The organism is Bacillus nitratireducens (assembly GCF_036320425.1).
Taxonomy (GTDB): domain Bacteria; phylum Bacillota; class Bacilli; order Bacillales; family Bacillaceae_G; genus Bacillus_A; species Bacillus_A nitratireducens.
The window spans coordinates 553,034-565,395 of sequence record NZ_JAUMJO010000001.1; the positions used below are offsets into that span (position 1 = coordinate 553,034).

Sequence of the window (12,362 nt, forward strand, 5' to 3'; positions counted from 1 at the left end):
CTACTTATTTTATATTTACAACCCGTTCTGGATGCGTATATACATTAAAAGATTTATTACGAATGAAGCCTATTGTAGTAATCCCTAACTGCTCTGCTAGCTCTAGTGCTAACTCAGTTGGAGCTGACTTTGACAATATTACTTCACAGCCAATTTTCGCAACTTTCAATAGAATTTCAGAAGAGATACGTCCGCTAAAAACAATAACTTTATCACCAATCGAAATGTTATTTTTTAAACAATATCCGTAAATTTTATCTAAAGCGTTATGTCTTCCTATATCCATGCGACTTAAAACAATTCCACTCGCATCACATAAAGCTGCATTATGAACGCCGCCTGTATGTTGAAACGTAGACGCAGATTGCTGCATATCATTCATTAACCGAAAACAATCCTCGGCAGAAATCTGCACGCGAATATCATTCATTTCTTTCGCAGTCAGCGCATCGTTTGCGAAAACAAACCCTTGCCTACTCATTCCACAACACGAAGTAATATAACGTTTGTTTTGCATGTCACGATAATAAGGATTGATTTTCGTCGTTTTTACATGTACATAGCCTTCTTTTTCTTGCACCCATATTTCATCAATATCTTCATACTTTCGGATAATGCCTTCAGAGGCTAAAAAGCCAATTACCATATCTTCAATATACTCCGGAGTACTAACCATTGTAACCAATTCCTGGCCGTTAATTTTAACCGTAACAGGAAACTCTGTTACAATGCTGTCCTCTATATGTTTAAATTCCCCTTGCTCATATTTAAAAATTTTCCGTTCCACCTGAATCGATTTCACGATGAGCATCCTTCTCTCACGTTATATTTTTATCAAAGACAAACACGGAAACTGCAATATCTTCATCTACTTTCATATCAGAAAACAGATGAACTAACTTCGCACCAACAAGTTCTTCTAAATGTTCATGAGGATTAGCCGCATACACTTCTTGGATCATTTTTGTTCGAGCCATATGAACCATTTCCGCACCATCCATAGTTCCCGAAATGAATTTCTCTGTAGGTGTCAAGTTCCCATATAATGTAGCAATCGCCATGTTTTCAGTAAATACAGTATGAATTCGTTCCGGTCCTTTCCCGAACAACTCTTTTCGAAGCTTTCGGATCATATCATTAAATTCATGTACCATTTTTGACATACTCTCATTCCTCCCCAAATATTCCATCACAACTATTTTAACAAAATGACCATTTCGTCTAAACTATTTAATACTGAGACGAAATGGATCATATTGTACACTTATCTCAAGTACGCAAGCAACATATGAAATACTATTATTGTTGCTTATCTATTCTTCTTTTAACCCTTTACCCATACCTTTTAAGAAATGAAGACCAAATCCGATAGCACGATTAATATCTGGATCCTTCAGTACTTTCATAAGGTCTAATATTCCTACTTTTTTATTACTTTGCAAATGCTGGTTTCCTTCATCCATACCTGTTAATACACTACCTACAAGCTTTTTCGTAAGTTCCGGATCAAGTTCTGTTAAAGCTCCTGCAGCGCCCATCATATTATTAATTAAATTTGTAACTGGTTCACGAGTGACTTGGCCTAGAACGATTTTTGCGATTGGTTCTTTCGCTTTCAGCATAGAATTTGCAGCTTCCAGCATCCCTATGTCATTTAGTTCACCTACTATATTAAACATTTGATTTAAAGCATCTCCATTATTAGCTAGCAGTTCTTTTAAGTCTTCGAGTTTTTGTTGTTTCATTTCTTCCTCGGTTAGCTCCTGCTTCTGGATCGCTTGAATAGGTGCTGCCATATCCTTTTCTCCCCCTTAGTTATCCGTTAAATGTACGTATCCTGGACGATCCCACTTACGATTTACCTCAATACCGTTTTGAGGATGACGCTTTTTATTACGTGGGTTCGTTTTTGGCATAGGATTTTCGCCGTCAACTTCTAACACTTCCATACGTACTTTCGTTTGTTTATATGCAGGCGTGTTTGTACGCAAGTCAACGGCAGGACCTGTTAAGAAATTAATTGCCGATTCTTTATCAGTCGAATTCATTGGTAAATACAGTTCATTCGCTTTTACACGATCCGTTACAATTACACGTAATTTAAGTGCTCCGAATGGAGAAACAAGGCGTACTAACGATCCCGTTTTCACTCCACGTTTTAGTGCAAGTTCTGGAGAAACTTCGACGAAAACACCTGGTACTTTCGATTGAATACCAGTTGATTTATTTGTCATGTTCCCTTCATGGAAATGTTCAAGCATACGACCGTTATTAATGTGAAGATCGTATTCTGCTGGGAATGCAGCAGGACGTACCCAATCAGCTATCGCAAAACGAGCCTTTTTGTCCGGGAAGTTAAATCCTTCTTTGAATAGAAGCGGCGTATTCGTACCATCAAAACTTCCCCAGTGGAAACTGTTCCACCCTTCAAGTACTTCATAGTTTGCGTGTGCGAATAGTGGTGATAAACTCGCCATTTCCGCAAAGATTTCACTTGGATGACCATAGTTCCAATTTGCGCCTAACTTATTAGCAATTGCCTGCACGATCCACCAGTCTGGTTTCGCATCTCCTAGCGTCGGAAGTACTTGATATAACCTTTGTACACGACGCTCTGTATTTGTAAAAGTACCTTCTTTCTCAAGAGATGGCGCTGCTGGTAATACTACATCAGCGTATTGAGCTGTTTTAGAAAGGAACACATCTTGAACGACAAAGAACTCAAGGCTTGATAACACTTCATGTACGTGATTTGCGTTAGAGTCTACAAGAGCCATATCCTCTCCAACAAGGTACATAGCTTTCATTTTCCCTTCATCAATTGCGTGAAGCATTTCAATATTATTAAGACCTGGTTTGTTATCAATTTTTACTCCGTAAGCTATTTCAAATTTCGAACGTTCTACATCGTCAGTAACGTGCTGATATCCTGGAAGCCACCCTGGAAGTGTCCCCATATCACAAGCACCTTGTACGTTATTATGACCTCGAAGCGGATATGCACCAGCACCTGGGCGACGATAGTTTCCTGTTGCAAGTAGTAAGTTTGAAATTGCAGCGGAAGTATCTGAACCACCGGTATTTTGCGTTACCCCCATTCCCCAAAGAATACACGTACCATCTGCATCACGAATCATTTCTGCCATTTTAACGAGCGTTTCTTTTGAAATGCCTGTAATCTCTTCTGCATATTCAAGCGTATATTCCGCAAGACTATCTTTGAAATCATCAAAGAAGTTTACATTCTCATCGATGAACTGCTGATCGTGCCAACCTTGATCAATCATATATTTCGTAACAGCCATTAACCATACTTGGTCTGTTCCTTGCTTTGGACTAATAAAAATATCTGAACGCTCTGCCATTTCAGTTTTACGAAGATCTGCAACAATTAGTTTTTGACCGTGCAGTTTATGCGCACGTTTCACACGAGTCGCTAATACTGGGTGACCTTCTGTTGGGTTACAACCGACGATAATAACAAGACCCGATTGTGCGATATCTTTAATCGTCCCTGCATCTCCGCCCATACCAATTGTACGGAACAATCCATCTGTCGCTGGTGATTGACAATAACGTGAGCAGTTATCAATGTTATTCGTTTCGAACACTTGACGTGCTAATTTTTGAATAACATAATTATCTTCATTCGTAATTTTAGAAGAAGAAATAAAGCCGATAGAGCCTTTACCGTACTCATCTTTAATAGAGCCCAATTTATTCGCCACTACATGAAGCGCTTCTTCCCAAGTCGATTCAACGAACACTCCATTTTTACGAATTAAAGGTTTCGTAAGTCGTTTTTCAGAATTAACGAAATCCCAACCGAATTTTCCTTTTACACAAGTAGAAATTGCATTAACTGGTGCCTCAGAAGTTGGTTGCACCTTTAAAATTTTGCGCCCTTTCGTCCATACTTCAAATGAACAACCTACACCACAAAACGTACATACTGTTTTCGTCTTCTTCGTACGAGTGTCACGCATCGCAGCTTCTACCTCTGACACAGCGAAAATACCGCTATATCCAGGTTCAACCTCTTTAATAAGATCGACCATAGGTTCAAGAATATCCGGCTTCAGCCCAGTCATAAATCCAGCTTCACCAAGCATCGATTTCTCCATTAAAGCATTACAAGGACAAATCGTTACACATTGACCGCAACTTACACATGAAGAATCGTTAATATCTACTCCTTCATCCCAAATAACACGTGGGCGCTCTGCCTCCCAATCAATAGATAACGTTTCATTAACTTGTAAATTTTGACACACCTCTACACATTGACCACACGCGATACATTGATTCGGATCATAGCGATAAAATGGATGAGACATATCAACTTCGCTTGCATCAACTTTTGGCTCATAAGGATATTTTTGATGCTCAATTTCCATTAATTCTGCCGTATTATGCAATTTACAATTCCTGTTATTGTTGTCACATACCGTACAGTAAAGTAAATGATTTTCTAGTAAACGGTCCATCGCCTCATGTTGTGCTGCCTTCGCACTAATAGAGGACAACTCGATATCCATACCATCCGTCACTACTGTAGAACATGATCGCACTAGCTTTCCATTCACTTCTACAATACAAGTATCACACGTTTGAATAGGATCCACTTCCGGCACGTAACAAATTTGTGGATGTTCAATTCCGTTCTCATTAATGATGCCTAGTACCGTTGAACCAGGCTCAGCACTATATTCTTTGCCGTCAATTGTAATATGAACCATGCTGTCGTTCATGGTGACTCCCCCTTTTTGAGAATAAAAAAAACTCCACCACGAAAATATACGCACCACATTTTTGGCACGTTATCATCATGGTGGAGTAGTTTATTAGCACATCTTGCTAAAATACCAGTCCATTTATTCATAAATAAAATGATAGATTCATAACAGGTCATATCACGATTCCATCTTTAACACTGTAATTATAGCGTTAAATTCAAAAATACACAATATCAAAATGATAAAAAGGTCACAGCACATAATGCTCTGACCTTTTTACTACCTTTCAGGATTATTTTGAGATGACTTACTTCCCGGTGCAAACCAGCCAATTAGTGCGATAGCAACTAATACTCCATAGAAGATTAAAGTCCAAGTTGTACTGTGCGGAAAATCATGACTTAAAATACCGATATCCTCATGGGCAAGTGTAATTACAGCAAGTTTGACGCCGACCCAGGCAACAATTGCATATGCTGTTGTTTCCAGTGCCGGACGTTTCTCCAGTAATTGTACAAACCAAGTTGCCGCAAATTTAATTAAAATAAGTCCGGCAATTCCTCCGAGAAGTACAACTATGAATTGTCCTCCATCCATACCACCGAAATCTTCTAGCGGTGAATCCGGAAGACCGAGGGCAAGAGCGACTGCAGCTAATATTGAATCAATCGCAAAAGCAAGGTCAGCTAATGCAATCTTTCCTACTGTGAACCAGTAGCTTTTTCCTGCTGCTTCCTTTTCATCTTCCTTGTGAATATTTTGATTATTTTTTCCGAATTGCGCCTGAATGACATGCTTTAATCCTAAGTAAAGAAGATAAGCTGCTCCTATCGCCTGTATTTGCCAAACATTTGCAATAAATGATATAGCAAAAAGGGCTGCGAATCGAAAAACAAAGGCCATAATAATTCCGTAATTTATAGCTCTTTTTTTCTCTTCTTCGGGTAAATGCTTGGCTATAACTGCTAGTACAAGGGCATTGTCAGCCGATAACAATCCTTCTAATCCGATTAAAATTAACAATGCCCAAGCATACTCTAGCCATATTGAATCCATCCGCTTCTCTCCTTTCTAAAACTAAAATCAGATAAGGTCTTTGCTCATTAGAATTTCCTATTAAGCCAAATTAAATGCTAAAACATTTTGACAGTTACTTTGCTGTCCTCTATTTGTTATAATTTCGAAAAAAAACAAATCTAGATTGTGGTTTTCTTAGAAAAGGTGACGCGACATTGTGCTTAAAAACTTGATGAATTCATCTTCACTTACAGGTTTACTGTAGTAATAGCCCTGAATTAGATAACATGCATTACGTTGTAACACTGTTAATTGTTCCTTCGTTTCCACCCCTTCTGCGATCACTTTCATGTTTAAAGTATGCGCTAGTGAAATAATGGTATGAATAATTTCATTTCCATCAGTAGAATTTTCGATCCTATTAACAAATTCTCTTGGAATTTTTAAGGTATCAATTGGATACAAAGGGAGATATGCTAATGAAGAATACCCTGTACCAAAATCGTCAATTGATAAATGTACACCATATGATTTTAATGCTTTTAACTTCGATAAGGTTTCTTTTTCATCTACCATTGCTATTCTCTCTGTTAATTCTAAATCAATCGAACTAGCGGGTACCCCTACTTCTTCTATGGTAGATATGATTGCTTGAACAAAATCTTTCTGTTCAAACTCTATAGCTGATAAATTTATCCCCATTTTTAGATTTGCATAGCCTGCAGAATGCCACTTTTTCAGTTGTCGACACGCTTCCTGTAACGTCCATTTCCCAATTGGAATAATTTGCGACGTTTCTTCCGCAATAGGTATAAATTCAAAAGGAGAAATAATTCCCAGTTCTGGATGTTGCCAACGAATTAAAGCCTCTGCACCAATAACCATACCAGTCTTACTGTCAACTTGTGGTTGATATAATAAAAACAACTCATTATTTTCTAATGCCTTCGGTAAATCCTGTTCTAATCGTAATTGTCTTGTTATTTTTTTTGATAATGTCTCGTCATACATGCAAACAGCATTATTACCTTTTTCCTTTGCACTATACATAGCAATATCAGCATGTTGTAAAAGTGTAGTAGTATTTATTCCTCCAAACGGATACACCGCTATTCCTATACTAAGAGATAAATAAAAACTATGCTGATTAACTACAAATGGTTCTTCAGTTATACGAAATAGAGTTTCACACAAATCCAATAGCTGTTGCTCTGTGTGGTTATGGACTATGATCGCAAACTCATCTCCCCCTATTCTCGCTAGAGGAATAGCCGGTGACAGACATGTCCTAAAACGTTTAGCAACTTCTTTTAAAACACTATCACCAATTGAATGTCCCAGTGTATCGTTAATGGTCTTAAAACGATTTAAATCTATATACAAGAGTCCAAATTCACCCTGCGTTTTTCGTGCATGCTCAATGGATTTTTCTAATTCTTGTTGGAAGAATATTCGATTTCCAATCTCCGTCACTGTATCATGGAATGCTAGATAGTTTATCTCATCTTGTTGTTTCTTCATTCTCGTAATGTCTTTTACCATTACATAACTCCCAAAAGTTTGTCCTTCTATCATAATAGGAACAATGGTGACGTACCAAAAATGAATGTCCTTCTCATTATTATTTTTCACACGTAATTGTAACGAAGCCGAACTGCATCGTTTCCCTTCCTGTAGAGCTGCTTCCAATTCAGATCTATCTTCGTCTAAAAAAATCGAGAAGCACTCTTTACCTATTAATTCATCACTGTTTTTTCCTAATAACATACTTCCAGCCTGGTTTATATTTAACACAGTACCATTTGAATTAATCGTTAAAATAGGATCTGGATGATACTCATATAATGACTTAAATCTCTCTTGATTTTTGACCAAGTCATCGGATTTGTTTATTAAATCTTCTGTTCTTTGAGATACTTTTTGTTCTAATTGATTATTAAACACTTTTAACATTTCAGTTAAATCTCTGTTTTGCATTCGTACGATAGTATGACGAATTAGCACAAATACAAATGCAATACAATTCCCAGTAATAAGTGTAGCCGAGGAAGTTTGCTCTTTTAAAGTAAAGCCAATTAATACCGCAACTGCAAGATAAGGAAATATAACAAGAAGTTTCTTCCCAAATGTCGGATCGATAATGAAATAATTCCTTCTAGAAGATGCATTCTTTGAGATCGAAGCAGCAATAGCGATAAATAAAAGGAAAACTCTATACAAACACCTTAATAATACAAGTGAACGATCTGACAAATCATCTTGTAAGTAAAAATACAAGTAGTCCGTAATAGCCAATCCAGTTAATACGAGGATAAAAATAAATAATTTACTTTTCGCATTAAAAATAGCTGGTCGAAAGATTAGACTAACTCCTAATAAAAGAAGTAATAAATCTATAATCGGAAAAATAAATGAGAGAAAAACATCTCCAATTGATAAGAATAAGATATTTGCAGAAGGTTTATTAAACAGGTACCACTCTAATGTAAAAATGGCAGTAACAACAATACATAAATCACAAATTAAATACGCTTTTTCCCACTTGTTACATTCCATAATGATTTTATAAAAGAATGCAAAGAGAAAGAAGAATAAGAAAAACAACAAAAACACATCAGAGATATTAAAATTTTGTATCGGCAATTCTACATTAAGTACTTGAAAAGCGGATATAAAATTCCCTATCAAGAAACACCCTATTGCAATAGTAATGCAAACCCAGAATACTCCTAACTTAATTTTTCCGGATAATATAGAATAAAGTAATGAGATAAATACAGTAGTTTCAACAACTAAGGATGATAGTCGGGTATTAAAATCTGATACGAAATAATGATTCGGAAAAACAAATAAAAATATAAAACAAAAGCTTATATAGAATATTAGAGCTATTGTTAATAAAATAAATTGCAAATGTGAATGTTTAAGCAATATATTCACCTTCTTAAGTCTTTCATCATTTTTAAAAAATTTGTTTCTAATTATTATTCATATTATGACCATTTCAAAAGATTTCTTTCAAAATAAAGCAGCCTTACATTACACCTGCAAATATTTAACAATTCTATAACAGGAATTACAAAAAAATATGAACAGCTATGGCCTTAACACTATCAATTATTGTTATACGAACTATTTATGTAACAAGTTTATTTAATAGCTAATGAGTTCAAAGAATGTTTTCTTTGAACTCATTGTATACTGCCCATCTGAAACGTATAACTTAACTATTTTTAAATTAAAATTTCACGTAAAAATAATGAATGTAGGTGTATGCCCCTATCTATTTATCTTTTTTTCTTCATAACTTCTATAGTATTCATTAAGTACGCTAACTTAAACACCGACTTATTTATAATCCTTAATAAGTCGGCGCCAGTATACACTATAAAACTAAAACACATTACAAATAACAAAATTATACTTTAGCAATTTAGAAATTACTTATTCCTAGAATTACTAAATTTCCTTGCACTTATTACAACCTATATTCGGATACATTATTTCCTTTCCATTCATAATAATCTAAAATCCCTTCATAAATGGCTTGTGCTGCAATCTGTCTACCGTTTGCCGTAGATAGTTTACTGTAATCGATACCATTATCTATAAAAGCCAGTTCCGTTAACACAGCTGGCATGCCGTTTTCTCTTATAACATGAAGATCTCCATGTTTAACGCCTCTATCACGTGTTTGAAGGGCCTCTACTAAACGTGCTTGGATTTTTTCCGCTAACACATGACTTTCTTCCACATGAGGGTTTGTTTTTTCGGATTCAGAAGATTTATAATAGTATGTTTCTGTCCCTTTTGCATTACCATTATAAGCATTTGCATGAATACTTATAAAGATATCCCCCTGATTTTGCTTAGCAAATTTAACACGTTCCTGTAAAGAACTTTTTTGATCATGTCCAGGTCTAGTATCAGATTCACGAGTTAATAAAACTGTAAATGGTGTATGTTTTTCAAGCAATTGTTGTAGGCGTAAGGAAGTGTCTAATACAATTTTACTTTCAGGCAATCCCTTTGTGGCTTTTCCAGGATCTTCGCCACCATGTCCAGGATCAATAATGATTGTTTTATTTTCTAAAGGATTTTTCGGACTGGATTGAAGGGTATCTGTTTTGGCAGTAAGTTGTGCGGCTTCTGCACGTGTTATGAATTTATTTGGTTGCCAACCGTTATCTGTACCAACTGAAATTTTTAAATCAATTAAAATATTGGCGAACTTTTCACCCCAATGTCCTTTTAAATCTTCAAATTTACTTTGTCCATTGCTAGGGTTTATATTTTGTAGTTTATATGCATTCACTAGCATTGTAGCCATAGCAGCACGAGTAACTTTTCCAGAAGGATTAAATATTCCATTTCCTTCACCTTTAATTATTCCTGCTTTTTCAGCTGCGGCAATATACGGTGTTCCCCAGTGGTTTTGTGAATCTGTAAAAGATGGTTTTGCATTTAAGTCAATATGTATACCAAGGGCCTTTGTCATAATTGTTGCCGCAGAAGCCCTATCTAATGTATCACTTGAACCAAAAGTTCCATCTGGATAACCACTCAATACTTTTTTATCAACTAAATAATTAACGGATTTGTCAGCCCATGCGGGAACATCTGGGAATTTATGAGTATTTGCAAATGCACTAGATGAATAGGATAGTAGACTTCCAGCAAGAATTCCTGTAGCAATTAATTTGTATTTCAACATGTAACACCTCTAAAAAATTATTACAACTTGGTAAATATATCATTTATAGTTAATCTTTAAATAATACGACCTAGAATAAAGAATGGATTAAACACACATTATCAATATATTACAGTTATTAAATTTAATTCTAACTTTTATTCCGAAAAGAATCCTGAGACATACACTTATAGATAGAGACTATTAAATATATTCACCAATGTCGTGTAACCAGTATAGTTACTTATATGTACGAGTGTCAATTAAAAAAACCTTACACTTTTGTAAGATAACCATGTTAATTATATAGTAAGTAATTATTATATAATGTGAATAATTACTCGGTATAATAAAATAGTAATCTTATATTTTAAACAAATATTGATTATTTTGGTAGGCAAATAACTTATAACAGCCACCTTTTTGGCTATGCTTTTGAATCCTACTTTACTCTTCAATTCTCCTTATTAAAAGTTTGTTGATGAAATGTAATAACAACTGTACGATTATACAGCTTATTCGCCTCAATTAAATCAGTTAAATATTGAGGAAGAGTCGGTTTATCTTTAAAATCATTATGTATTAAGCCCTTTCACAGTGACAATACGTATATTCCCAGTATTTTTCGGATCACGATACTACAAAGTAAGACCTAGTTCCTTCCTTTTGTACAAATTTTTGATTTACTAAAATTAATTATAACTTTTCCTCTGCCCGAAATGATTCCATACAAAACAAAAGGGAAATACATAGTATATATGTATTTCCCTTTTGTTTTGTATCCATTTTATTATGATATGGTCATAACCTGATCGCCACTATCAACCACAATTTTCATTTTTCCGTCTTGAGCGTTATATAATCCCAGATTATGTAAATCTTTTTTGCACTCTTTTACGAAGAAAGGCAACGTACGAATTTGATCGATATCAGAGCTCGTAATGAAATGAATTAAATGGTGCGTCATTTCTTTAATATCATGTACAAGGTCTTCCTTCTCTCTTTTTAACCTTTCATTTTCAGTTCGTAATGAATCTACCTCACCTTCAAGACCTCGAGCATTCTTTTCCTCTTTCGAACGCTCTGCAGCCATACTAGAAAGCTTATAGATTCCCTCCATAAACTGATGTAATTCATACTCTTTCTTTTCGCGGGATTGACTAATTGTCTCAAAATTATCAACGATACCAGATATAACAGTTACGAGATTCTTTTCGTCCTCTTCACTTTGGAAATCTTCTTTTACTTCCTGTTTTCTTTCTTGTTTCGCCTCAACAACGGTAGCCTTTACAGGTGTATATTTGCGTTTTCGACCCGGCTTCTGTTTTTCAATATTTTCAAACGGGATTTCTTGTTTTTTTAATTTATAATACGTATTCTGTAATTGACTTTCTGTTTTTGGAAATAAATTCAGTTCATTTTTACTAACATATTTTGAAATATTTGCGATATTCAAGCCTTGACGCTGACAAAATTGATATACTTCATACAGTAATTCTAGTTCAGACTTTAACCATGTAATTCCTGATTTTTCATAAACTCGCATACCGCCATTTTTTTCTATATCTATTTGAAATAATACCATTTTATTATATAAATCGATTAGCTCTTCATACTTTACTCGGAATTGTTTCTCTATTTTTTTAAATTCCGCCTCTAATTTCATATCGTTCGTTTTATTATTTGACATGTTTTGTAAAAGATTTAATACATTGATTGCTGTGTGGTGATACATACTCTGTGTCACTCCCCCTCATCCTTTCACAATTCTCATCTGACTCCCATGTCTTTTAAGAAAATAGCAATTTTTACATATCCATATTATAGCATTTCGAAATTATCTGTCAAATAATTAACATACTAAAAAGTATATAGAGTATATAAAAATAGAAGAGATTTTTTAAGTAAATCATACA

General features: G+C 35.0%; 8 protein-coding genes and 2 pseudogenes. All 10 read right to left on the reverse strand.

All coding sequences use genetic code 11. From position 1 onward, the window contains the following. Window positions 1-4: 4 nt before the first annotated feature. Window positions 5-802, reverse strand: coding sequence for a formate dehydrogenase accessory sulfurtransferase FdhD (gene fdhD / locus Q3V31_RS02920; RefSeq protein ID WP_097871755.1), 798 nt, complete (start codon window positions 800-802; stop codon window positions 5-7). A 16-nt stretch (window positions 803-818) separates the two neighbouring features. Next, window positions 819-1,163: a Na-translocating system protein MpsC family protein gene (locus Q3V31_RS02925; RefSeq protein WP_000041502.1), complete on the reverse strand. Its 345-nt coding sequence runs from the start codon at window positions 1,161-1,163 to the stop codon at window positions 819-821. A gap of 150 nt (window positions 1,164-1,313) precedes the next feature. After that, window positions 1,314-1,796, reverse strand: a complete 483-nt coding sequence (locus Q3V31_RS02930) for a helical membrane plugin domain-containing protein (RefSeq protein WP_329762279.1) — start codon at window positions 1,794-1,796, stop codon at window positions 1,314-1,316. A 15-nt stretch (window positions 1,797-1,811) separates the two neighbouring features. Beyond that, the gene (gene fdhF, locus Q3V31_RS02935; protein ID WP_329762280.1) at window positions 1,812-4,751 is read right to left on the reverse strand and encodes a formate dehydrogenase subunit alpha; all 2,940 of its coding nucleotides are present in this window, start codon (window positions 4,749-4,751) and stop codon (window positions 1,812-1,814) included. Continuing rightward, window positions 4,720-4,912, reverse strand: a pseudogene (locus tag Q3V31_RS02940) (hypothetical protein). The gene fdhF and the pseudogene Q3V31_RS02940 overlap by 32 nt, the downstream one beginning before the upstream one ends. A gap of 103 nt (window positions 4,913-5,015) precedes the next feature. Continuing rightward, window positions 5,016-5,792 (reverse strand): TerC family protein, encoded by a 777-nt coding sequence (locus tag Q3V31_RS02945; RefSeq protein ID WP_000377425.1) that lies wholly within the window; start codon window positions 5,790-5,792, stop codon window positions 5,016-5,018. A gap of 156 nt (window positions 5,793-5,948) precedes the next feature. Next, the gene (locus tag Q3V31_RS02950) at window positions 5,949-8,684 is read right to left on the reverse strand and encodes a sensor domain-containing protein (RefSeq protein WP_071733731.1); all 2,736 of its coding nucleotides are present in this window, start codon (window positions 8,682-8,684) and stop codon (window positions 5,949-5,951) included. Window positions 8,685-9,231: 547 nt separating this feature from the next. Continuing rightward, on the reverse strand, window positions 9,232-10,464 hold the full coding sequence (locus tag Q3V31_RS02955) for an N-acetylmuramoyl-L-alanine amidase (protein WP_000875662.1): 1,233 nt from the start codon (window positions 10,462-10,464) through the stop codon (window positions 9,232-9,234). Window positions 10,465-10,909: 445 nt separating this feature from the next. Continuing rightward, window positions 10,910-11,142 (reverse strand): annotated as a pseudogene (locus Q3V31_RS02960) (Ger(x)C family spore germination protein); the annotation flags it as partial. A gap of 94 nt (window positions 11,143-11,236) precedes the next feature. Continuing rightward, complete coding sequence (locus tag Q3V31_RS02965) at window positions 11,237-12,181, reverse strand: DNA-binding domain-containing protein (protein ID WP_141435202.1); 945 nt, start codon at window positions 12,179-12,181, stop codon at window positions 11,237-11,239. Between the last annotated feature and the right edge of the window lie 181 nt (window positions 12,182-12,362).